The organism is Streptomyces sp. NPDC055013 (assembly GCF_053608645.1).
In genome coordinates this window covers 138587-161188 of the sequence record NZ_JBSGVW010000007.1, presented here as the reverse complement: position 1 = coordinate 161188, position 22602 = coordinate 138587, and the positions used below count along the sequence as shown (strand labels likewise).

The following is a 22602-nucleotide window of genomic DNA, read 5'->3' as shown; positions in this document are numbered from 1 at the left end:
TGCTGCCATGGCCGAGTTACTGCTCTCCACGCACAACCACCCTTACGGCCCACGAGGTTGATCGGCTCAAACCCCTTCACCGCTCGCGAAGCGTGACGACTGCCCGGTCATGGGTCATCATCGGCTCGCCCGGCCGCGCCCTGTCCCGCCGCCGGTTCCAAGGGGGAAGGGGAGCTCGCCCGATGACGCGCAAGACGCGTAACTGGCGCCGTGCGCCCGGACGGCGGACCACCGCCGCCATAGTGACCGCGGCCCTCGCCGCTACCGGCATCGCCTTCGTCGGCCTCGGCCCGGACGACCCAGGTCCGCGTGACGCGTCCGTCCGAGAGGCGAAGGCGAAGCCCGTGGCCGAGGCCGCCGCGGTCGCGCGGGCGGTGAAGACCGGCAAGTCCGTGGAGGTCACCGCGCTGCGCACCGCGCACTCCAGCACGTGGGCTCGGCCCGACGGTCTGATGGCCAAGAAGCTGTACTCGTCACCGGTCCGGGCCAAAGTGGGCGGCGAATGGAGGGAGATCGACTACGACCTCCACCGCACGAAGGCCGGTTGGCAGCCCCGGGCCACGAACACCCGAGTCGTCTTCTCGGCCGGCTCCGCGGCGGGCGGCGGAGAACAGCGCGCCTCGCGCTCCACCGTGCGCCGGGCCTCTCTGGTGCAGGGGTTGAACGGGGCCGCCGCTGACGAGACCGCGAGCCCCCTGGTCACCCTGACCGCCGACGGCCAGGAGATCCAGCTCACCTGGCCGGGCACGATCCCGGCTCCGATCATCGACGGCTCGCGCGCCCTGTACCCCGAGATCTTCCCGGGTGCCGACCTGGTGCTGACGGCCGACGACGACGGGTTCGCCCAACTGCTGGTCCTCAAGAACCGGCAGGCCGCGGCCGATCCGCGAGCCCGGCAGATCTCGTACGGCATCACCTCCCCGACGCTGAACTTCCGGCTGGATCCGATCACGGGCATCCTCACCGCCGAGGACGTCTTCGGCAACGAGGTCGCGATGTCGCCGACCCCGCTGATGTGGGACAGCAGCGGCCGGCCGGCCGTCACCGACGGATCGGTCGGCGCCACCGCCCAGCCGACCGCGCCGGAGAGCCCCGCACCGGCCGAATCGGCCACCGACGGGCCGAGCGGGAGTCCGAGCCCCACCGAGGAGCTCATCGAGACCGACGAGCAGGCGGACACCGCCCCCGAGACGCTGCCGGCGGCCACCGACGGACCCGAGCCCTCGGTGCCGGAGTCCCCGCTGCCGTCCGCCCCGGCGGAACCGACGCCCGCGCCCTCGCAGACCGGCTCGGCGGCCACGCTCAGCCTTCCGGGGCTCGACGGTCCCTCGCCCGACTCGCGCGGCGAGCTGGTCGAGCCCAGCCTGACGGGCCCGAACTGGAAGCTCACCCCCGACCTGGCCTTCCTCGACGACCCGGCCACCACCTACCCCGTCTTCATCGACCCGTCGGTGAAGAAGCACACGCAGAACTGGACCACCGCCTACAGCCGTCATCCGAACGCCACGTTCTACAACGGCAAGGGCTTCAACAAGGGCGGCACGCACGAGGCCCGTGTCGGCTTCGAGTCGGACACCTGGGGCACCTCCCGCTCGTACTTCAACATCGCCTTCGACAAGGACCTCAAGGGCACGAAGATCACCAGCGCGAAGCTGCGCGTGCTGGAGACCTACTCCTGGTCCTGCAGCGCCCGTTCGATGAGTGTGCACCTCACCGGGTCCATCAACGGCAAGACCAACTGGAAGAACGCCCCCAAACTGCACGACGGCAACAAGTTCGCGACCAAGAGCTTCGCGCACGGGTACAAGTCCGGATGCCGGGACGCGTACGAGACGTTCGACGTGCGCAAGGCGGCACAGAAGCGGGCCGACCAGGGCAAGGAAACCATCACCTTCGGCCTGCGGGCACGGGACGAGCACTCGCAGTACTCGTGGAAGAAGTTCCAGGCGAACGGCGACAACGCGCCGGTCCTCGAACTCGTCTACAACCGCAAGCCCACCATCGACTCGAAGTCGCTCGACCTCGGCCCCGACGCCAAGTGCACCACCACCGAGCCGTACGTCCGCATGGGCTCGGGCGACCTGACGTTCACCGCGCGGGCGTCCGACAAGGACAACAACCTCGACTACCTCGACTTCGACCTGTGGCCGCACGGCAAGTGGGAGACGAAGGGCGATCTGCTGGGCTCCACCGGCAAGGTGTCCGTCGGCGGTGACAAGGGCACCGCACTGCGCACGACATCGGGTTTCTCCACGAGCAAGCTCACGAACGGCACCCTGTACTCGTGGCGGGTGCGCGCCGTCGACGACACCGGTGTCAGTTCGAGTTTCGCACCGGCCAAGACGCCGTGCCGCTTCGTCCTCGACACCACCGTGCCGAAGCCGCCGAAGGTCAGCTCCACCGACTTCCCCAACGCCGACGGCGGCGAGAACGGGTTCGGCAACGACGCCGAGGACGCCAACTGGTCCACGAAGAAGTTCGGTACACCCGGATCGTTCACGGTTCGCGCGCTCAACAGCGACGTCGTGCGCTACGAGTACGGCTTCAACTCGGCCAGCTACACCGGCAGCCTCCCCCGCAACGCCGGCACGGCCACCAGCGTCAGCGCGATCATCTCCAACGCCAAACCGCCGACGGCCGGGCCCAACGTGCTCTACGTCAGGGCCGTGGACAGCGCGGGCAACCCCTCGGATGCCACGAAGTACTTCTTCTACGTCACTCCCCGGGACCAGGCCGACTCGCCCGGCGACTTCACGGGCGACAAGCTGCCCGACATGATGGTGGTCACCGAGGCCGGCAATCTGGGCATGTATCCCTCGCAGGCCACCGCCACCGACCTCGCCAAGGGCAGTGGCGACCTGGACTACTCGATGCCCGGCGCCTACCGGGCCAACCCCGACAAGGACCCCAACGGCGACGAGCTGCCGCCCTATGCAGCCGCGCCCAATGGCCACTTCAAGGGCGCCCTGATCACCCACAACGGCGACATCTACGGCGGCGACGGCCTCCAGGACCTGGTCGTCCGCGTCGGGGGCAAGCTGTGGGTGTACCCCGGTGACGGATACGGCGCCGTCAACATCGACAAGCGCCGCGAGATCCTCCTCCCGGAGGGTGCCCCAAGCCCCGCCGACCTGACCCAGTTCGTGTCGGCCGGCGACGCCACCGGGGACGGCCGGACCGACTTCTTCGCCACCATCGGCGACGAGCTGTGGGTCTTCACCGGATACCACGGAGCGACCATCGACCAGGCGACCCGGCTGTGGGCCTCGGGCTGGACCAGCCGGGACATCGTCAGCGCGCTGGACATCAGCGGCGACGGGGTCACCGACCTCGTCTACCGGTCCGACTCGTCGGGCAGGCTCCTGCTGCGCAAGGGCATCGCCGCATCCGGTGGCGGGGTGAGCCTGACGTCACTGGGCAATGCCGGAAGTTCGGCCGGGGGCGATGACAGTGAGTACGGCGCCTCGGGGTGGGCGGTCAGCAACTTCCCGCTGCTGATGGGCACCCCCGATGCCAACGGTGACGCCGTCCCGGACATATGGGGCGTGCGGTCCGACGGATCCGTGCGCTTCTACGCGGGCGGCAAGGCCACCGTCGCGCCGGGGCCGGGCACAGAGATCATCGGCTCGGCAAGTTACTGGAAGACCCGCATCGCCATCGGATGACCCGGCCCCTGGCCGCCGGTGGACGACACCGGCGGCCAGGGGGGTGGCACGGATCAGGTGCGGTACGCGTAATACAGAGCGTTCGGGTACGACGCGATGATGCTCGCCACCGACCTGCTGTAGGTGTTGGTGGAGTGGTACGTCAGATACGGCACGCCGCGGTTGCGGGACGTGACGATCATGGTGTGGTCCTTCGAGCCGTCCTTGTCGAAGTCGAGCTGGAGGACATCGCCGACGTCCATCTGGTAGACGTTCGCGAGGCTGGTCGTGCGCTTCGAGTTCTGGGCGAACCAGGACCACTCGTTGACGCCGATGAACGAGTGCGACTGAATGTCGGCGTTGCCGAACCACCTGGTGTAGTCGTACACGTAGCCCGGGACGTGCTTCCAGCCGCCCGCCTTCAGGGACTGGCTGACGAAATTGGTGCAGTCGCCGCCCGCGCCCTGGCCGTTGAAGTTCGGGTAGGCCGGGTTGTAGTTGGACCAGTACTGCTTGGCGTAGGTGGCCATGGCCGGGTAGTCCAGGCCGGACGCGGTGAAGTTCTTCGGGTTGGCCGGGCCGGGGTACGAGGTCGATGCCTTGGGCGCCGACGGCGTGGTGCTGGCGGCCTTCGCGGTCATGGGCTCGACGGCCGGCCTGGCCGTCGAGTTCACGGCGAGGTCGCCCTCGTCGGTCGCGCGGATCCCGGTCAGCTGCCAGTCGCCCCGCCGGTCGGCGCTGAAGGTCAGCTCGTGGTGGGCCTGGAAGCCGGTGGTCCCCGGCTCGCTGCCGCGGACCTTCTCGTAGGTGAGGGTGGTGGTCTCGGTGACCGCGACCTTCGCCTTGCGGCCCTTCACGCTGGTGGCGTCCAGAGTGACGGTGGTGCTGCCCTTGCTGTACTTCTCGCCCAGCTTGGCGAGCTTGTCCTTGCGCCGGTCCAGCGCGGACAGTGCGGCGTCCTCGCTGCGGGCCGTGCCCGCAGACATCCGGACGTCCCCGGAGAAGCCGTCGGTCAGCGGCTTCTCCCGGTTCCCCTGCCCGCCGTCGACCAGCGCGTCCGTGCGGTCGGTGAAGACCGCGTCCGCCAGCCGCTGGAAGGTGGCCTTGGTCCTGGCGTCCACCGTGGGGTCGTCGACGACCGCGGCGCCCGCGCTCCAGTTGGGCAGCATCGCCGCTCCGGCGACGACCGAGGCGGCCGCCGCGCCGAGTATGGTGGCGCGTCGCCGCGTACGGCTCAATTTCCTTGTCTTCACTGAATGGTTCCCCTCTTGTCCCGGCGGACGGATGCCGGGGGCAGCGCATCTTCGCATGACATGTGTGGCTGTTGTGAAGGGGGATGCGTGCGTGATTCAAGGAAGTTATGCGAACGTCACTGCACCACGGTCGACCAGTCCGGGGACTGCGCCGGATCGAGGGTGCGCAGCCGCTCCAGCGTCGACGGCTTCTGCACGTCCATCCAGTCGGCGAGCTCCTTGAAGGACACGCACTTGACGTCCTTCTTGGTGCACACCTCCTCGATGATCCGGTCGACGGCCCGCATGTAGATGCCGCCGTTCCAGTCCTCGAAGTGATTGCCGATGAACAGGGGGGCCCGGCTGCCGTAGTACACGCGGTCGAAGCCGGCCTTGTAGGTGCCGACGGTCTGCTCCTCCCACTCCGGGTACCGGGCCGGGTCGCCCTCGGTCTCGCCGTCGGACTGGTTGTAGAGGAAGTTGAAGTCCATGGAGAGGCCCTGGTACTTGCCCCCCTCGTAGGGGAGCATCTGCAGCGGGAAGTCCCAGATGCCGTTCTTCTTGGTCGGCCATATCTGGAAGTCGCCCGCGGAGCTGGCGTCGTAGCGGTAGCCGTAGTCCTTGGCGGCCTCCAGCAGGTTCTTCTGGCCCTCCAGGCACGGGGCACGCCCGCCGGTGATCGCCTTGGAGACGTCGAACGGCAGCGGGGGGAGATCCGTGGCGCCGGTGTTGGTCTTCCACTTCGACACGAACGAGTTGAACTGGTCGATCTCGCTCTTCCACTCCTCGACGCTCCAGTCGCCGCCGCCCTTCTCGCCGCAGAAGTGGCCGTTGAAGTGGGTGCCGATCTCGTTGCCGTCCTGCCACGCCTTGCCGAGCTGCTCCACCGTGGTGAGGATGTGCTCGTCCGTGGGGTAGCTGATCGCCGCGGCTCCCCGGTCGTGCTGGGGCGGGTCGTACAGCGCCTTCTTGTCCTTCGGCAGCAGGTAGATCCCCGTGAGGAAGAACGTCATGTGGGCGTCGTACTTCTTCGCCACCTCGCGGTAGTGCGAGAAGAGCCGGTCATCGCCCTCCAGCGCGCCGTCCCAGGAGAAGACGACGAACTGCGGGGGCTTCTGTCCGGGCTTGAGCCGCTCCGGCTTCAACTGGCCCTTCTGCGGACCGGTGTAGGAAGTGGAACCGTCCCCCAGGACCTTGGTCCTGCCGTCCCACTGCGGCTCCTTGGCGGCGGACCCGCCCCCCTTGCGCTGCTCCCCGGAGGACGCGGTGGGCTCGGTGTGGCCCGTGCGGTTCAGCACCAGGTAGCCCGCCGTCAGCGAGGCGACGACGAGGAGCGCCGCGAGGGCCAGGAACCCCGGGCGGCGGGCGGCGGCGGTGCGGCGCGATGCCCGGGCCTTGCGGCGACGCCCAGACGGTGGCTTCATGTGCGGCTCATTCTCCTGACGGTTGGACTGCGGTACCGGGTCGGTGGTCAGCCGAGGGGTCTCATGGCACCGGACCAGATGCCGTAGGGAACGCTGTCGTCGGCGGTGCCGGCGAGGCCCTTCAGTGGCAGCGGTTCGAGGCTCTTGGCGAGGTCGATGCGGTAGACGACGACCGCCGTGGAGACGGACTTGTGCGTGCCGACGTACCAGGAGGCGGTGTCCTTCGGCGTCGTCCCGGCCTTCCCGGCCACCTGCGCGGTGGCGGGCGCCGCGTCGGGGTGGGCGGTCCGGAAGGCGTCCGTGAGCGCGGAGGTGACCTCCTCGGCCACGTCGGCGCCGAACGCCCGGCGCGGGTCAGGCAGGTTCAGGGAGATCTTGTCGCCGTTGTGGGTGATCCGCCGCACCGAGTACGGCTCGGTGTGCTTCCCGGCCGCGGCGAACGTGGAGTAGCCGCTGGCCATGCGGATGGCGCTGGGTGTGGAGCTGCCCGTGGCCAGCGCCGGCACCTGGGCCCCGATGCTGGAGCTCAGCAGACCCGCGGCCTCGGCGGTGGAGCGCACCTTGTCCAGGCCGGTGTCCATGCCGAGTTGCATGAAGGGCGTGTTCACCGACAGCGCCATCGCCCGGTGCAGGGAGATCTGCCCGTACGACTTGTTGCCGTCGTTGCTGGCGGCCACCTTACGGCCGCTGCGGTCCCAGTACGGCCCCTCCGGCGTGGTCACCGGCACGTCGTCGTCGCCGTCGTAGATCGAGTCCCCGGTGACGGAGGTCGTCTCCCCGCCGCGGGTCTTGCGGACACCGTGCTCCAGACCGGCCGCGTACACGAACGGCGCGAAGGCCGAACCGGCCGGGACGGTGGTGGCGTTGGACTCGTTGTAGCCCTGCTTGCGGTGGTCGGGCCCGCCGTGCATGGCGAGGATCCGGCCGTCCGAGGCGACCGAGGCCGCGCCGTAGTGCACGCTCTTCGCGGCCTTCGGGTCGTCCTTCAGAGCCTTCTTGCGCGCCTCGGTGACAGCCTCGGTGAGCTGGTCCTCCCGTCGCTTGTCGAAGGTCGTGTAGATCTGGTAGCCGCCGAGGTCGAAGTCCTTGTCGGAGATCTCGGCGGCCTTCTTGGTGTACTGGGAGGCGAGTTCGACGAGGTAGTCGCTCTGCTCACCGGTGTCGTACAGCGGGTTGCGCTTCAGCGGCTCGGGGAACTTCTTGTAGGTGTCCCGCTCGGCCTGCGAGAGCTTGCCTATCTGGACCATCCGGTCGAGGGTCCACGTCCAGCGCTCCACGGCCCGGGCGCGGTTGGCGCCGCTGAGGGTCGGGTCGTACAGGCCGGCGCCCTTGAGCAGTGCGGCCAGGAACGCGGCCTCGCTGGCGTTGAGCTCGCTGACGTCCTTGCCGTAGTAGGCCTGGGCGGCGCGCTGGATGCCGTAGGTGCCCCGGCCGAACCAGCTGGTGTTCAGATAGCTCTCGAGGATCTCGTCCTTGCTCATCCGGTTGTCGAGCTTGAGGGCGATCATCGCCTCGCTGAACTTGCGGCGCAGCGTCTGGTCCTGGTTCAGGTAGACGTTCTTGACGTACTGCTGGGTGATGGTCGAGCCGCCCTGCGTGTCGCCCTGGCCCAGCGTGCGGAACAGGGCGCGGGTGATGCCCTGGACGGAGATGCCGGGGTCGCTGTAGAAGGACGCGTTCTCCGCGGCGAGGACCGCCCAGCGCACGTCGTCCGGGATGTCCTTCAGCGGCATCGCCTGCCGCTGCACCCAGCCGGTACGGGCCATGGGCGTCCCGTCGGCCCAGAAGTACACGTTGTCCTGCTGGGTGGCGTACGAGTTGAGGTTGTCCGGGATGTCGGTGGCCGCGTAGGCGACGGCGAGGAGGAGGCTGCTGAGGCCCACGCCTGCGAGTGAGCCGCCGAGCCACTGCCGCCAGGAGGGCAGCCACCGGCGCCAGCCGGTGCGTCCGGGCCGGGGGTACTCCGGCCGCATCCGGCGGGCGTAGGGCGCGAGGCGGGCGACCAGGGGGGCGACCAGGGAGGCGAGGCGAGCGGACAGGGGGGCGAGGAAGGCCAGCACGGGCGCCAGATGGAGCGCTGCTACGAGGCGGGGGCCCAGGCGCGGGCTGGGGGCTTTGCGGCGGTTCCGGTTTCCGCGGCGATGCTGCTGGTCGGGCGAGTCATCGCCGGGTATTCGCTGCGATGAGTCCGCCTCCGCGGAAGCGGATATTTCGGATATCGCAGATTCACTGTCGCCATCGGATATGCGTTGTGACGGCACCCGCAACTGAACGGTCTGGTCCACCGGAAACAAACCGGACACTTTCAGCTGCATGGTGGCGTCCCGCTCCTGAGGCTCCTCCCCCTGCCCCCTCAGCGCCACTGCCTCCCCCTCGCATTCGATATATGCCGACCTCACAGTCCAGCGCGCCTACAAATTACCAGCGCCCTTCACAAACTCTCCACGGAGGAAAGTGTTATGTGACCCAGCACATTGGCGAATAAGGGACATTGGCGTACAAGTGATGACGCTCACGTTCGGGCCGTCGGACGCTCACGCCAGCCCCTTAGACGCGCACGTCGGGCCGTTGGTTGTATACGCCCAGGATGCCGAATCCACATCCGAGACCCAGCCATCGACGGGCGGTTCCAGCCACCCCTCCTCGGCCGCGAGTCGCGCCGCGGCGTGTCGCAGGGCGTCGAACGCGGGGTGCGCCAGGCCCTTTCGCCACACCAGGGACACGGGCGACAGGGGCACGGGGTCGGTCAGGGGGCGCAGTACGGTCCCGGGCATGGCCGGGAAGTCGACCACGGCGAGGACGGGGTGGCGCAACTTGGCCATGATCCGCTGGAACTCCTCGTCGCCGACGGCGAGCGGCGCGGGCGGGGCGACCTCGATGCCCCGCCCGTCGAAGAGCCGGTGCGCGAGGTCGGTCCACTCCGGGGTACGGGGGTTGCCGGCACCGGCGTACACGGTCTCCCCGGCCAGCGCGGCCAGGGGCACCCGTTCGAGGTCGGCCAGCGGATGGTCCTCGGGCAGCACGATCGCCATCGGCTCGTAGCGGACGGGCTGATGGTCGAGGCCGGCCCGCAACGCCGGGGCGAGTCCCGCGAACCGTCCGAAGGACGCGTCCAGCCGCCCCGCGACCAGCTCCGCGGCAGCTCCCGCCAGACCGCTCTCGTAGCGGGCCATCAGCTCGTGCTCGGGGGCGAGTTCGCGGGCGCGGTGCAGGACCCGGCGGCCGGTGGCCAGGCCCGGCGAGTTCAGGTCCACCAGCAGGGGCCGCGCCTGGCCGAAGGCGGCGAGCAGATCGTCCTGGGCCTGGAGGGCACGGCGGGCGTACGGCACCAGCCGCTCGCCGTCGGCCGTCAGCGTGACGTGCCGGGTCGTCCGCACGAACAGCTCGGCGCCCAACTCCCGCTCCAGCCGCCGTACGTCCCGGCTCAGCGCCTGCTGGGCGACGTACAGACGGGCCGCGGCGCGCGTGAAGTGCAGCTCGTCCGCCACGGCGACGAAGGCACGCAGGAGACGGGGGTCGAGGTGGGCGGGGGCGGCAGCGGGCATGCGGGGAATCTACAGCCCGCGCGCGTCTCACAACACAGGTGCGTGAATCCGTCCCGAACAGGTGTTGGACCCCTTGATCCACTGCGGGCGACGGTGGAGCCATGCCGCAATCGCCGTCCACGAACACCCCGACACCCTCCGCCGGTCACACCTCCCACCCGTACCGCCGGCTCTTCGCCCACCCCGGCACCCGCGCCTTCACCCTCGCCAACCTGGCCGCCCGCCTCCCCATGGGCATGTTCAGCGTGAGCGCGGTCGTGATGATCGCCGGTGCCCGGGGCTCGTACGCCCTCGCCGGCGCCATCACCGCGACGGGCCTCGCGGCGACGGCGCTGGTCGCCCCCTGGACGGCGCGGCTCGTCGACCGGTACGGCCAGGCCCGGGTCGCCGTACCCGCCACGCTCTGCGCGGCACTGGGCAGCCTCGCGCTGGTGCTGTGCGTGCGTTACGACGCCCCTGCCTGGACCCTCTTCGCCGCGTACGCCGCCACCGCGACGACCCCCAACACCGGCGGCATGTCCCGCGCCCGCTGGGCGCACCTGCTCAAGGGCGACGCCGAGGCCCTGCACACCGCGAACTCCTTCGAGCAGGCCGCGGACGAGCTGTGCTTCATGCTGGGCCCGGTGCTCGCGGCGTTCCTGTGCGGGACGTTCTTCCCGGAGGCGGGGACGCTCGTCGGGGTGGTGCTCCTGGTGACGGGCGTCTTGGCGTTCGCGGCCCAGCGCTCGACGGAACCGCCGCCCTGTGCCCCCGCCGGCGGGACGGCCGACACCTCGCTGTTCCGCGCGCCCGGGATGCCCCCGCTGCTGGCCGTCTGCCTCGCCATGGGCGCGGTGTTCGGGTCGACGGAGGTCGTCACGATCGCGTTCGCGGACGCCCAGGGTCACCGGGCGGCGGCGGGTGCGGTGCTCGCGCTCCAGGCGGCGGGTTCCTGTGCGGCGGGTCTGCTGTACGGGCGGCTGCGGCTCTCCGGTCCCGCCGAGTACCGCTACGCGTGGTGCCTGGCGGCGATGACCGCGCTGCTGACGCTGCCCCTGCTCGCCGCGTCCCTCACCGGCTCGCTCCCGCTACTGTGCGTCGCGCTGCTGTTCGCCGGCATGGCCACGGCTCCGACCATGATCACCAACATGGCCCTGGTCCAGCGGCGCACCCCGGACGGCCGCCTCAACGAGGGCATGACCCTCGCGGTGACCGCCCTGCTCGGCGGCATCGCGTGCGGCAGCGCGACCGGCGGCTGGCTGGCGGAGCACCTCTCCCCCGCGACGGCCTACGGCGTGTCGGTCACGGCGGCGGCCGCGGCACTGCTCATCGCCCTCGCGACAGGGGCCGTCGGCTCGGTGCGCGGTCGCGTGAACAGTGGGTGATCGTGCTGCCGGGTGGGGGGCTGTTGTGCTGTACTTGGGTGCAGAAGGGCCCTCGCCCGGCCGTGTGGACGGACGGTGGCCCGAGTTCAGCAACAGCCCGTCGGATGTCCCCAGTGGCTTTGGGGATATCCGGCTACCTGCGGTACCACCAATGAAAGTGGGCCCCGCCCGAAGCGGGTACTTCGAGCGAGGCCCGGCTCAGCAAGAGCCTGTCGGATGTCCCCAGTGGCTGTGGGGATATCCGGCTACTTGCTGTACCACCAGAGCAGCCACCTCCTCGCGTGCCTTGCCGCTCGCTCCGGCAGAAGCCGGATCAGCCGCATGACGAAAGTCAGTTTCTGCTCCTCGTGACCGCCCATCCGGGGGCGTCCTCCCTTCGACGTGAGGCGGCCAGCCACGGTCCCGGAGCCGCTCTCGTCGGGCCGGGCCCCGACGAGGTGGGGCCCGGAATGAAGGGAGGACGCACCCATCGGGTGCGTCACGGGGGCAACCATACCGGCTACGGCGTGCTGTCGTGCGACAACGGACAGCGACGGGCGGCCAGTTGAGGCCTCAGCTGTGCCAGGCCCGAGGGCAGGCGTAGGTGCGCAGACGTTCCGGGCGGGTCCAGTGGGCCGTGGTGGGGCGTTGCGGGGTGGGGGCGTCGGGGGTGGTCAGACGCAGGGTCAGGACGGCTGTGAACGCCGCGAGTTCCTCGGGGCTCGGCTCGCCGCGCAGGACCTTGAAGGACGTGGCGGCGAGCAGGTCGGAGGCGGACGGGCGCGTGGCCGGGGTCCGGGTCGTGGTCATGTGGGCTCCTACTGGGGCGGGTTGCCGTGCTTGCGGGTGGGCAGGGCCGCGGACTTGGTGGCGAGCATCGCCACGGCACGGCTGAGGATCTGCCGGGTCTCGCGGGGGTCGATCACGTCGTCGACGAGGCCGCGCTCGGCCGCGTAGTAGGGGTGGACGAGTTCGTCCTTGTACTCCGCGATCTTCTGGCGACGCATCGCCTCGGGGTCGTCGGCGGCCGCGATCTCCCGGCGGAACACGACGTTCGCCGCGCCCTCCGCGCCCATCACGGCGATCTCGTTGGTGGGCCAGGCGAGGGCGACGTCGGCGCCGATGGAGCGGGAGTCCATGACGATGTAGGCGCCACCGTAGGCCTTGCGCAGGACGACCGAGACGCGGGGCACGGTGGCGTTGCAGTACGCGTACAGGAGCTTCGCCCCGCGGCGGATGATGCCCTCGTGCTCCTGGTCGACCCCGGGCAGGAAGCCGGGCACGTCCACGAGAGTGATCAGCGGGATGTTGAACGCGTCGCAGAACTGCACGAACCGCGCGCCCTTCTCGCTCGCCCGGATGTCGAGCACGCCGGCCATGGAGGCGGGCTGGTTGGCGACGATGCCCACGACATGGCCGTCGAGACGGGCCAGCGCGCAGACGATGTTGGTGGCGAAGGCGGCGTGGACTTCCAGGTAATCGCCGTCGTCGACGAGTTCCTCGATCACCTTGCGGATGTCGTAGGAGCGGTTGCCGTCCTCGGGGACCAGGTCGAGCAGTGTGTCGCCGGGGCGGTCCGCGGGGTCGTCGGTGGGGTGGGCGGGGGGCAGTTCGCGGTTGTTGGAGGGGAGCAGCGACAGGAGGTAGCGGACCTCTTCGAGGCAGGTGCGTTCGTCGTCGTAGACGAAGTGGGCCACTCCGGAGATGCCGCCGTGCACATCGGCGCCGCCCAGGCCGTTCTGGGTGATCTCCTCACCGGTCACGGCCTTGACCACGTCCGGGCCGGTGATGAACATCTGGGAGATGTCGCGTACGGCGAAGACGAAGTCGGTCAGGGCGGGTGAGTAGGCCGCGCCGCCCGCGCAGGGGCCGAGCATGACGCTGATCTGCGGGATGACGCCGGACGCCTTGGTGTTGCGCTGGAAGATGCCGCCGTAGCCGGCGAGGGCGGAGACGCCCTCCTGGATGCGGGCGCCCGCACCGTCGTTGAGGGAGACCAGGGGTGCGCCCGCCGCGATGGCCATGTCCATCAGCTTGTGGATCTTCTGGGCGTGGGCCTCGCCGAGGGCACCGCCGAAGATGCGGAAGTCATGGGCGTAGACGAAGACCGTGCGGCCCTCCACCGTGCCCCAGCCGGTGACGACGCCGTCGGTGTACGGCCGCTTCGCCTCCAGGCCGAAGCCCTGGGCGCGGTGCCGACGCAGGGCCTCGACCTCGGTGAACGAGCCGGGGTCGAGTAGGAGTTCGATGCGTTCGCGGGCGGTCAGCTTGCCCTTGGCGTGCTGCCGTTCGGTGGCCTTGGGGTCGGGGCCGTTGCGGGCGCGTTCCTTGATGGTCCGCAGCTCCGTGAGCCGGTCCGCCTCGGTGGCGTCCGGGGCGGTGTCGAGCACGGGAGCTTCGGGAGCTCGGGGTTCGGTGACGGTGACGGTCATGATGCCTGGGCCCTTTCCTTCCTGTTCCTGGTGTCGATGAGGGCGTGCGTCCGGACGGCGGACGGGTCGTGGGCGCGCAGCACCGTGCGCAGGGCCGGCTGGACGGCGGAGATCCGCAGGCCGGCGTCCCGGGTGTGGAGCCACTCGGCGGGCACCGGGTGCAGGGCGGTCCGCCAGTCCTTGTCGCCGGCCAGCGCCGCGGCGCCGACATGGCCGTCGCACAGGGGCATGTTGCGCACCGTCCAGCCGGTCGGGCGCCAGGACTCGGCGGCCTCGCCGAGGTAGTCGAGGTCGGCGGCGCGGGCGAGCCCGGTGCCGAGGCCCTTCAGATACGCCTCCTTGCGGGACCACAGCCGCGCGAAGGCCGTCCGGCGCCGGTCGGCCGGGAGCCGGGTGATCTCCTGCCGCTCGGCCGGGTGCAGCAGGGGCAGACAGGCGTCGACGGTCTCCGGCGACGGCAGGGCCTGCACGTCGACGCCGACCCGGGTGCGGGCCACCGCGACCAGCGCCAGGCCGTGGCTGTGCGAGAGCGAGAACTCGGGGGCGCCCGGCAGATCCACCAGGACCGGCCGGCCGTGCCGTTCCCCGCACTCCTCGCACCACTCCCGGCCGAGGGGCAGGCTCCGGGGTGCGACGCCCGTGTAGAGCGACAGCACCCGGCGCAGGCCCACGTGCGCGGCGACGTACAACTGCCGGTCGCTGTGCCTGCGGTAGGCGGCGGCGCGGCGCCGCTCGTGCTCGTCGAGTTCGCCGTCCGGGACGTCGCGGGGCGAGGCGGGGGGCGGCAGCAGCCAGATGTGCAGGTCCGACGGGCCCAATTCCCGGGTGCCGCGCGGGGTGTTCGGTATGTGGGGGAGGTTCATGGGCGGCTCCCGGTGCCGGGCGTGGGTTCGGATGTGGGCTCGTCGACGGTTGCTGGTCCGGTTTCGGGGTCGGTTGTGAGGTCCGTGGGGTGCGGGTGTTCCCGGGGCCGGTCGGCCGGGGTGGTGGCCGCGGCCCGTGCGTCGCTGCGGTCGGCCACCGCCGCGACGAGGGCGGCCGTCAGGGAGAGCAGGCCGCCCGCCCACAGCGCGGAACGGGTGCCGAGGTGCGAGGTGACGGCGCCGACGAACAGGGCGCCGAGCGGGGCGCTGCCCTGCAGGATCAGGGTGTAGAGGGCCATGACCCGGCCCCGGTAGGCGGGGTCGCTGCCGAGCTGGACGCGGTGGTTGGCGGCCTGCGCGAAGTACAGGGAGGCGAAGCCGGTCGGTACCAGCAGGACCAGCGCCGTCGCCAGGTTCGGCGCCCACCCGGTGGCCGCCACGAGGGCGCCGAAGGCGCAGGCCCAGCCGATGACCAGGCGGGCCCGGGGCCGCCCCCGGCGCAGGGTGCCGGTGAAGGCGGCCAGCAGCGATCCGGCGGCGAGCGCCGCGGTGAGCAGGCCGAAGGCGGCGGCGTCGGTGTGGAAAACGGTACGGGCCATGAGCGGCAGGGTCAGCTGGAGGTTCAGGCCGAACAGCGACACCGCCGCGAGCAGGGCCAGCGTCGCCACCAGGTCGGGCCGGGACCGCAGATGGGCCAGCCCTTCGGTGACCCGGGCCGGGCCCGCCGCCGGGCGGTGCGGCCGGTGCAGTTCGCCGGGCCGCATGGCGCGCAGCCCGGCCACGGTCGCCGCGTAGCTCGCCGCGTTGAGGAGCATCACGGTGCCGGTGCCGGCTGCCTCGATCAGCAGCCCGGCCAGTGACGGGCCCAGCACCCGCGCGATGTTGAAGTAGGCGCCGCTGAGCGCGGAGGCGTTGGGCACCAGGTCGGGTCCGACGAGTTCGGCGATGAAGGACAGCCGGGCCGGGACCTCCACGGCGTTCGCGACGCCGAGGGCGAGTGCGAAGACGTAGACGTGCCACAGCTCGGCCGCGCCGCCGGTGACCAGCAGGCCGAGCAGCAGCGCCAGCACGCCGGAGACGACGTTGGCCCCGGTCAGCAGGGCCCGCTTGTCGTACCGGTCGGCGATACGGCCGCCGTAGAGCGTCAGCAGCAGCATCGGCGTGAACTGGAGCGCGGTGACCGTGGCGAGGGCCGTGCCGGAGTCTCCGGTCAGTTCGAGGACGAGCCAGTCCTGGGCGACGACCATCATCCAGGTGCCGGTGGCGGACGCGATCTGACCGCCGGCGAAGAGACGGAAGTTGCGTACGGTCAGGGAGCGCAGGCTGGTGGCGAGCAGTCGGCGGGGTCGTCGTCGGTGCTTGCGCGGCGTCCTGCGTGGTGTCTTGCGCGGTGTCCTGGCCGGGGTCATGGACCGTCCCGCTCCGGCATGCCTTCCTCGAAGTACAGGCACTCCTCGAAGAAGGCGAGCGCGCGCAGGTGGTAGGCGCGGGCCGTCAGCCCCAGGCTGATGTTGTGCCCGGCGTCCGGCTGCCGGTCGACGACCACGCGCGGCGCGGCGCTCAGCCTCGTCCGCAGGTCATCGAGGGCGTCGGCGTCGTGCCGCCACCACAGTTCGTGCTCGGCGAAGGTCAGACGTACGGGGACGCGCACGCGCGGGGCGAGCGCGTCGAAGACGTCCGGCCAGTCGGAGGCGGCCCGCAGCTCCAGTTCCGGGATGGGTTTCACGAAGGCGGCGCTGCGCTTGAAGGTGGCGGGCGGATAGAGGCCGAGCCGGCCCCAGTTGTGCTTCCAGCGGGCCCGGTCCGGGCCGGTGAGCAGTTCCGCGGAGCGCGGGGCGTAGCGGTGCCCGCAGCCGGAGATGTCCAGGCCCAGCAGCTCGGCGGGCGGGGCTTCGGCGGCCAGGGTGAGGGCGAGTTTGCCGCCGAAGGAGTGCGCCAGCAGGAACGTACCGATGCCGATGTCGTACTCGGCGTCGAAGTGGTCGAGCGCGGCCCGCAGGACGCGGGCCTGCCCGGCGAGGTCCAGGCCTTCGGGGAGCCCGGCGGCGGAGTCGCCGTAGCCGGGCCGGTCGACGGCGAGGACCGCGTACCCCAGATGCGCCCCCAACGCGCACAGGGAGGCGTCCGGTTGGGCCCCGCCGTCGAAGTACCCCGCGCTCATCCCGGCCCCGTGCAGCGCGACCACGGTGGCACGCGGCGGCGTGCTCTGCGGTGCGCTCAGCAGGGCCGACAGGGTGTGCCCGGCGGCGTCGAGCGTGATCCGCCGCACGCGCGGGCCGGCCGACAGGGACGTGACCATCGTGCTACGCCACCTCCGGGGTGCCGAACCAGTGGTGCAGGGCGATGACGAGGGCCTCGATGCCGGTCGGGTCGTCGGCGAACGGCCAGTCGGCCTCGGGTGTCGTGACCTCGGCGCCGACGACGGGGCCGTCGGCAGCCGTGGGGCCGGGGATGCGACCGGCGACGGGCGAAGGACCGGAAGCGGGAGCGGGAGTGTCCGCGGCCACGGGACCGGAGACACGGCCGTCGGCGGTCACGGAGCCGGAGGCGGGGGCGCCCACGGTGGCCGCCCGGCGCCGCGTGGAGGCTTCGGTGCTCTCGCCGGTGGCCGCCCAGGCCACATGGCCGTCGGGGCGGACCAGCAGGGCCGTCGCGCCGGCGAAGACGCCGAAGTGCTCGGGGGTGGCCGTGACGACGGTGATCCGGTCGGCCCAGGTGGCCGCGGCCTCGCGGACGGTGGCGTCGTCGGTCAGGTCGAGCAGGACGCCGCGGGCCGGGTGCAGCAGGGCGGTCGTGGTGGTCCGGGTGCCGTCGGACAGGTGGAGCGGGCGCGGGGGCAGGCGGCGGCCGACGAGGGGGTGGGTGCCGGGGCCGAGGTCGTAGGTGATGTCGAGGTGGCTGACCACGCCTGCCAGTCGGCGGCGGACGTCCTCCAGCTCCATCAGCTCGCCGAACACCTTGCGCACCGGGTCGGCCTCGGCGCCGCCGAGGAAGATCATCCCCTGCGCGCGGGTGTTCATCAGCAGCCGGGCGCCGACGGGGTGCCGTTCGTCGTGGTAGCTGTCGAGGAAGGCGTCCGGCAGCTCCCCGCGGATCACCGAGGCCAGCTTCCAGCCGAGGTTGACCGCGTCCTGCACGCCCGTGCTGAGCCCCTGTCCCCCGGCCGGGAGATGGACGTGGGCCGCGTCCCCGGCGAGCAGCACCCGGCCCCTGCGGTAGGCGGAGACCTGGCGGGTGGCGTCCGTGAAGGAGCTGACCCAGTCGGCGCCGCCACCGGCCAGCGACTCGCCGGTGATGCGCTCCCAGGCGGCCGCGACCTCGTCGAACTCCACCTCCTCCGGGCGGTCCCCGGCCGGCGTGCCGTCCTCGCACACGATGATCCGGTCGACGCCCGGGGCCAGCGGCGCGGCCATCACCATGCCGTTGTCCAGCCGCTCCCCCAGGAAGCGGGGCCGGATCTCGCAGCCGGTGACGTCGGCCAGGTACATCCGGCGGGTGGCCGCGAGCCCGGGGAAGTCGAACCCGGCCGCCTTGCGCACGACGCTCTGCCCGCCGTCGCAGCCCACCAGGTACGCCCCGCGCACCCGCTGTTCGCCCTCGGGCGTGACCGCCACGATCTCGACGCCGTCGCCGTCCTCGGCCAGCTTGGCCAGTTCCCAGCCGCGCCGTATGTCCGCGCCCAGTTCGGCCGCCCATTCCTCCAGGACGGCCTCCGTCTGCGACTGCGGGACACCCCGCGCGCCGAAGTGGGCGTCCTCCAGGACGGTGTAGTCGAACTGCACCCCGCCGAAGTGGCCCATCGGGCTCTTCTCCAGCGCGCCGAACCGCGGCAGCAGCCCGCGCTGGTCGAACACCTCCATCGCGCGGGCCGTGAACCCCAGCCCCCGGGACTGCCCGGTCGGCCGTGCCAGCTTCTCCACGACGACGACCCGGGCGCCGCCCAGGCGCAGTTCCCCGGCCAGCATGAGGCCGGTCGGCCCCGCGCCGACGACGATCACGTCCGTCACATCCGTGTCCACAGCGCTTCCCTCTCTGAACCTGAATTGAGATGATTTCATCTGAATTGCCAATACTGTGGTGTCCGGTGTCGCGTCATCCGGTCACAGCCCGGGATCGGGCCGTCCGAACCAGTGGCGGATCGCCGCCGACGCCGCCCACGGGTCGTCCCCCGCCCAGGCGACATGGCCGTCGGGACGGACCAGCAGCCCGTCGGCCCCGTGCAGCGGCTCCACGGAGTCCGGTCGTACCGCCACCGGAGTGACACGGTCGGACCAGACCTTGCCGAGCCAGCGCAGTTCCGCCCGGGCGGAGTCGGCGACCAGCAGCAGTCCGCGTCCGTCGCGCAGTGCTTCGGCGACGCCCACCGGGCCGTCCGGCGTCGGCAGCGTGCCGAGCGGGAGCCGGGCGCCGAGCAGCGGGTGGGTGCCGCCGCCCGTGGGGTAGCGGATGTCGAGCCCGGTGATCATCGACACGAGGTGGTCCCGCGTGGGCCCCGCGGCGATGAGCTCGCCGAGCAGGGTGCGCGCCGCTTCCACCTCCGGCCCGCCGAGCAGCAGCAGCGCCTGGGCCCTGATGTTGGCGAGCACCCGGCTCCCGACCGCGTGCCGTTCGTCGTGGTAGGTGTCGAGCAGCCCCGCCGGGACCCGGCCGCAGGCCACCGCGGCCAGCTTCCAGCCCAGGTTGGCCGCGTCCTGGAGGCCGAGGTTGAGCGCCTGGCCGCCGCTCGGCATCTGACGGTGGGCGGCGTCCCCGGCGAACAGCACCCGCCCGTGCCGATACCGCTCCAGTTGCCGGTTGGCGTCGCCGAAGGCGTTGAGCCACACCGGGCGTCCGCCGCTCAGGTCCTCGCCGGTGACGCTTCGCCATACGTCCACGACCTCCGCGAAGTCCGGCGGTCCCGTCCGCGGCCGGGCCGGCCGTCCGAAGGCGTGCACCATCACCCGCGTGACGCCGCCGGGCATCCGGGACACGATGGCGAGCCCGTGCTCCCGGCGCTCGAAACGCCGGTTCGGGATGTCGATCCCGGCGATGTCCGCGCGCAGCAGTTCCCGTCCGGCGGGGCTGCCGGGGAAGGCCGCCCCGGTCAGCCGCCGCACGGTGCTGTCCTCGCCGTCACAGGCGACGGCGTACGCCGCCCGCAGCCGGCGTACGCCGTCCGGGGTGTCGGCCGTGACCTCCACGTACCCGTCCTCCTGGACGAGTTCGCGCATCTCCCAGCCCCGCCGGACGTCGGCGCCGAGGGCGCCGGCCCAGTCCTGGAGCAGTTCCTCGGTCCTGGTCTGGGGCACCTTCCACTGGCCCGAGTACGGGCCGGGCATGGTCAGGTCCATCGGTACGCCGCCGAAGTGACCGCGCGGCTCCCGCGGCGGGTCGCCGAGCGCGTCCAGGAGCCCACGGCAGTCGAAGAGTTCCGCCGTGCGGGCGTGCAGCGTCGAGGCCCGGGACTCGGTGGTGGGGGTGCGCAGCCGTTCCAGTACGACCACGTCGGCGCCGCCGAGGCGGAGCTCGCCGGCGAGGAAGAGGCCGACGGGGCCCGCGCCGACCACGATGACCCGGGTGGCCGGGGAGGGGTTGTCGCCCGGGACCCGGGAGGTGCGGTCCGCCGTGGCCCGGGAGGTGTCGTCGGCCATGGTCAGCGGCTCTTCTCCGCGTGGTCCCTGGCGTGGCCCAGCGTGGCGCGGCTGTTGGTGCTCAGGGCGCCCTGCACGTACTCGCGGGCGTCCTCGACGGTCGCGTCGGGGCCGAGGATCCGCTCGATGTTGTCCGGGTTGAGCACGACCGTGTGCTGCGAGGTGGCGGCGACCCCGCGCGGGTACTCCTCGAACGTCCACAGGCCCGTGTGCAGCGTCATCAGGGCCGGCAGGGTGACCTGCTTGTAGGCGATCGCGCGGTGCGGGAAGGTCACCCGGTACGACTTGGTGGTGTGGGTCGAGCCGTCCTTGGCCCTGGTGTCCATCTCCAGCACCTGGAGGCCGGGCGTGGGCTCCTCGAAGCCGACGCGGGCCACGTGCGGGAGCCGGTCCACCCAGAGGTGGGCCTCGTTGATGAAGTCGTAGACGTCCTTGGCCGAGCCCTCGATCAGTACCGTGTCCTCGAAGGAGAAGGTCAGCTCGCGGGTGGCGTGGGCCCTCTCGACGTTCTCCTTCAGGGCGGCCAGCTCCGAGCGGGAGTTGCGGTCCACGGCCTCGTCGATCCAGTCGAGGCTCTCGGGGTCGTCGTCGATGGCGCGGTAGTCGTGCAGCAGCCGTACCCGCGACTCGCCGCCCGGCAGCTCCTCGATCACCCAGGCGCCGCCCATCGCGGCGACCGGAGGCGCGGAGACCTCCTGGCGGAAGGTGATCCGGCGGTTCTCGGGGTCCAGGGTGCGGCGCGAGGTCCAGCTCTTGGGGGCGCCGTTGGCGGTGGCCCAGATGCGGATGCGCTCCTCGCGCTCGCCCTTCTCCAGGTGGTCCACGTAGATGGTGGGCGGAAAGATCCGGGGCCAGTTCTCCACCTCCGCGATCAGCCGGTAGACGGCGTCGGCGGGGGCCGAGACGGTGATCTCGTGCGCCACCTCGCGGGTTGTCTCTTCCGTCGTGGTCACGTCCTCGTCCTCATCTTCCTGTGTTGGTCCGGCAGGCGGGCGTCGGCGTCAGGAGCCGGCGGGGTCAGAAGTTGCCCAGGCCGCCGCAGACGTTGATCGCCTGAGCGGTGACGGAGGCGGCGGTGTCGGAGGCGAGGTAGCCGACCATCCCGGCGACCTCGTCCGGCGTGGAGTAGCGGCCGAGCGGGATCTTGGCCTGGAACTTCTCGAGGATCGCGTCCTCAGTGGTGTCGTAGGCGGCGGCGTAGCCCTGGCGGACGCGCTGGGCCATGGGGGTCTCGACGTAGCCCGGGCACACGGCGTTGACGGTGATGCCGGTCGGGGCGAGTTCGTTGCCGAGGGCCTTGGTGAAGCCGACGACTCCGTGCTTGGAGGCGGAGTAGGGGGCGCCGAGGACGACGCCCTGCTTGCCGGCGGTGGACGCGATGTTGATGATCCGGCCCCAGCTGCGGCCGCGCATGCCGCCGGTGTTGAGCACCTCGCGGGTCATCCGGAAGACGCTGTTGAGGTTGGTGTCGATGACGTCGTCCCACAACTCGTCCGCGATGTCGGCGGTCACTCCGCCACCGCTGCGGCCGGCGTTGTTGACGAGGACGTCGACGGCGCCGAAGCGGTCGACGGCCGCCTGCACGAAGGCGTGGACGGCATCCGCCGAACGGACGTCCACGGCGGCGCCGTCCGCCTCCAAGCCCTCCTCCTGGAGCTGCTTGACCGTCGCGGCCACGTTGTCGGCGTCACGCGCCCCGATGAACACGCGGTGCCCGGCGGCGCCCAGCTGCCGGGCGGCGGCCAGGCCTATGCCACTGGTGGCTCCGGTGATCAGCGCGACGCGCTGCGTCTGGTGCTGCGGCATGCTTTTCCAACTCCCTTGAAGGTGGAGCACTACGAGGACTGTGTGTGGGGGGTGCGCCGCCGCCGGGCGACATCCTGGATGCGCCGACGGCGACGGCGAGATCATGAAATGTCGGGTACGACGAGACGTCAGGCGGCGGCCTGGGTTCCGTCGCCCAGCTGGGCGTTGACCGCGTCGATCAGGGCGCGCGGCGTGTTGCTCTCCGACAGGACGTCGTCGTCCAGGACGATCCCGTACTCCCGCTCGATCCGTCCGCCGGTCTCGAGCAACGCCAGCGACTCGTAGCCGAGGTGCTCGAAGTCCGCGTCGAGGATGTCGCCGTCAAGATCGACACTCTCCTCGGCGCCGGCGCCCTCGATGAGGATGCGCTTGAGGTCGTCGAGGGTGAACTGCTGCGGTTCCACGTGGGGTTCCTTTCGGGTACGGGCTGGTGGTCCGTGCTTGGTGGTCCGTGCTGGGCGGCACGGGTGGGTGGCCTGGTGGTCCGGTGGCTGCTGGTGGGTGGGCGGTGGCCGGGTGGTCGGGCCGCCGTTCGATGGCCGGTGGCCGGTGGCCGGGGCCTGGTGGCCGTGATCGGCGGCACCTGCCCGGAGGACGGTGATCGTGGTCGATGGCGTGGTCGTGGTGGCCGATGCCGGTGGTCCGGAGACCTGTGGGCGGCAGCCTGGTGGCGGTGATTGCCC

Annotated in this window: 16 protein-coding genes; 2 read left to right on the top strand and 14 right to left on the bottom strand. The window is 71.4% G+C overall.

Features of this window, described 5'->3' with window-relative positions:
* Positions 1 to 182: 182 nt before the first annotated feature.
* On the top strand, positions 183 to 3665 hold the full coding sequence (locus ACWGDB_RS11920; RefSeq protein WP_453822304.1) for a DNRLRE domain-containing protein: 3483 nt from the start codon (positions 183 to 185) through the stop codon (positions 3663 to 3665).
* Between the two features lie 53 nt (positions 3666 to 3718).
* Here ACWGDB_RS11920 and ACWGDB_RS11915 read toward each other — a convergent pair whose 3' ends face one another.
* From ACWGDB_RS11915 to ACWGDB_RS11900, 4 genes are all read right to left on the bottom strand, one after another.
* Positions 3719 to 4897, bottom strand: a complete 1179-nt coding sequence (locus ACWGDB_RS11915; RefSeq protein WP_453822303.1) for an amidase domain-containing protein — start codon at positions 4895 to 4897, stop codon at positions 3719 to 3721.
* Positions 4898 to 5013: 116 nt separating this feature from the next.
* Positions 5014 to 6300, bottom strand: coding sequence for a hypothetical protein (locus tag ACWGDB_RS11910; RefSeq protein WP_453822302.1), 1287 nt, complete (start codon positions 6298 to 6300; stop codon positions 5014 to 5016).
* Between the two features lie 47 nt (positions 6301 to 6347).
* Positions 6348 to 8615 carry a transglycosylase domain-containing protein gene (locus tag ACWGDB_RS11905; RefSeq protein WP_453822301.1) on the bottom strand — a complete coding sequence of 756 codons (2268 nt, stop codon included), beginning with the start codon at positions 8613 to 8615 and terminating at the stop codon, positions 6348 to 6350.
* 219 nt (positions 8616 to 8834) lie between these two features.
* On the bottom strand, positions 8835 to 9845 hold the full coding sequence (locus tag ACWGDB_RS11900; RefSeq protein ID WP_453822300.1) for a LysR family transcriptional regulator: 1011 nt from the start codon (positions 9843 to 9845) through the stop codon (positions 8835 to 8837).
* 101 nt (positions 9846 to 9946) lie between these two features.
* On the opposite strand from ACWGDB_RS11900, the gene ACWGDB_RS11895 reads away from it, so the two are divergent.
* A complete protein-coding gene (locus ACWGDB_RS11895) occupies positions 9947 to 11209 on the top strand; it encodes an MFS transporter (protein WP_453822299.1) in 1263 nt (420 codons plus the stop codon).
* A gap of 552 nt (positions 11210 to 11761) precedes the next feature.
* Here ACWGDB_RS11895 and ACWGDB_RS11890 read toward each other — a convergent pair.
* The 10 genes from ACWGDB_RS11890 to ACWGDB_RS11845 all read right to left on the bottom strand — a co-directional run bounded on the left by ACWGDB_RS11890 (position 11762) and on the right by ACWGDB_RS11845 (position 22323).
* Positions 11762 to 11998 (bottom strand): acyl-CoA carboxylase subunit epsilon, encoded by a 237-nt coding sequence (locus tag ACWGDB_RS11890; protein WP_453822298.1) that lies wholly within the window; start codon positions 11996 to 11998, stop codon positions 11762 to 11764.
* Positions 11999 to 12006: 8 nt separating this feature from the next.
* A complete protein-coding gene (locus ACWGDB_RS11885; protein ID WP_453822297.1) occupies positions 12007 to 13620 on the bottom strand; it encodes an acyl-CoA carboxylase subunit beta in 1614 nt (537 codons plus the stop codon).
* Positions 13617 to 14483, bottom strand: coding sequence for a 4'-phosphopantetheinyl transferase family protein (locus tag ACWGDB_RS11880; protein WP_453822296.1), 867 nt, complete (start codon positions 14481 to 14483; stop codon positions 13617 to 13619). The genes ACWGDB_RS11885 and ACWGDB_RS11880 overlap by 4 nt, the downstream gene beginning before the upstream one ends.
* The gene (locus tag ACWGDB_RS11875; RefSeq protein WP_453822295.1) at positions 14480 to 15892 is read right to left on the bottom strand and encodes an MFS transporter; all 1413 of its coding nucleotides are present in this window, start codon (positions 15890 to 15892) and stop codon (positions 14480 to 14482) included. The genes ACWGDB_RS11880 and ACWGDB_RS11875 overlap by 4 nt, the downstream gene beginning before the upstream one ends.
* The gene (locus ACWGDB_RS11870) at positions 15889 to 16782 is read right to left on the bottom strand and encodes an alpha/beta hydrolase (protein WP_453822294.1); all 894 of its coding nucleotides are present in this window, start codon (positions 16780 to 16782) and stop codon (positions 15889 to 15891) included. Before ACWGDB_RS11870 ends, ACWGDB_RS11875 begins: the two co-directional genes overlap by 4 nt.
* A gap of 4 nt (positions 16783 to 16786) precedes the next feature.
* Positions 16787 to 18502, bottom strand: a complete 1716-nt coding sequence (locus tag ACWGDB_RS11865) for an FAD-dependent monooxygenase (RefSeq protein WP_453822293.1) — start codon at positions 18500 to 18502, stop codon at positions 16787 to 16789.
* A gap of 81 nt (positions 18503 to 18583) precedes the next feature.
* Positions 18584 to 20113, bottom strand: coding sequence for an FAD-dependent monooxygenase (locus ACWGDB_RS11860; protein ID WP_453822292.1), 1530 nt, complete (start codon positions 20111 to 20113; stop codon positions 18584 to 18586).
* A 2-nt stretch (positions 20114 to 20115) separates the two neighbouring features.
* On the bottom strand, positions 20116 to 21066 hold the full coding sequence (locus ACWGDB_RS11855) for an aromatase/cyclase (RefSeq protein WP_453822291.1): 951 nt from the start codon (positions 21064 to 21066) through the stop codon (positions 20116 to 20118).
* A gap of 64 nt (positions 21067 to 21130) precedes the next feature.
* Positions 21131 to 21919 carry a 3-oxoacyl-ACP reductase FabG gene (fabG, locus tag ACWGDB_RS11850; RefSeq protein ID WP_453822290.1) on the bottom strand — a complete coding sequence of 263 codons (789 nt, stop codon included), beginning with the start codon at positions 21917 to 21919 and terminating at the stop codon, positions 21131 to 21133.
* A 128-nt stretch (positions 21920 to 22047) separates the two neighbouring features.
* Positions 22048 to 22323, bottom strand: a complete 276-nt coding sequence (locus tag ACWGDB_RS11845) for an acyl carrier protein (protein WP_453822289.1) — start codon at positions 22321 to 22323, stop codon at positions 22048 to 22050.
* Positions 22324 to 22602 lie beyond the last annotated feature (279 nt).

Coding starts and splice junctions, on each gene's coding strand:
- ACWGDB_RS11920 (WP_453822304.1), top strand. CDS start 183: ATGACGCGCAAGACGCGTAACTGGCGCCGTGCGCCCGGACGGCGGACC.
- ACWGDB_RS11910 (WP_453822302.1), bottom strand. CDS start 6,300: ATGAAGCCACCGTCTGGGCGTCGCCGCAAGGCCCGGGCATCGCGCCGC.
- ACWGDB_RS11905 (WP_453822301.1), bottom strand. CDS start 8,615: ATGCAGCTGAAAGTGTCCGGTTTGTTTCCGGTGGACCAGACCGTTCAG.
- ACWGDB_RS11900 (WP_453822300.1), bottom strand. CDS start 9,845: ATGCCCGCTGCCGCCCCCGCCCACCTCGACCCCCGTCTCCTGCGTGCC.
- ACWGDB_RS11895 (WP_453822299.1), top strand. CDS start 9,947: ATGCCGCAATCGCCGTCCACGAACACCCCGACACCCTCCGCCGGTCAC.
- ACWGDB_RS11890 (WP_453822298.1), bottom strand. CDS start 11,998: ATGACCACGACCCGGACCCCGGCCACGCGCCCGTCCGCCTCCGACCTG.
- ACWGDB_RS11885 (WP_453822297.1), bottom strand. CDS start 13,620: ATGACCGTCACCGTCACCGAACCCCGAGCTCCCGAAGCTCCCGTGCTC.
- ACWGDB_RS11880 (WP_453822296.1), bottom strand. CDS start 14,483: ATGAACCTCCCCCACATACCGAACACCCCGCGCGGCACCCGGGAATTG.
- ACWGDB_RS11875 (WP_453822295.1), bottom strand. CDS start 15,892: ATGACCCCGGCCAGGACACCGCGCAAGACACCACGCAGGACGCCGCGC.
- ACWGDB_RS11870 (WP_453822294.1), bottom strand. CDS start 16,782: ATGGTCACGTCCCTGTCGGCCGGCCCGCGCGTGCGGCGGATCACGCTC.
- ACWGDB_RS11860 (WP_453822292.1), bottom strand. CDS start 20,113: ATGGCCGACGACACCTCCCGGGCCACGGCGGACCGCACCTCCCGGGTC.
- fabG (WP_453822290.1), bottom strand. CDS start 21,919: ATGCCGCAGCACCAGACGCAGCGCGTCGCGCTGATCACCGGAGCCACC.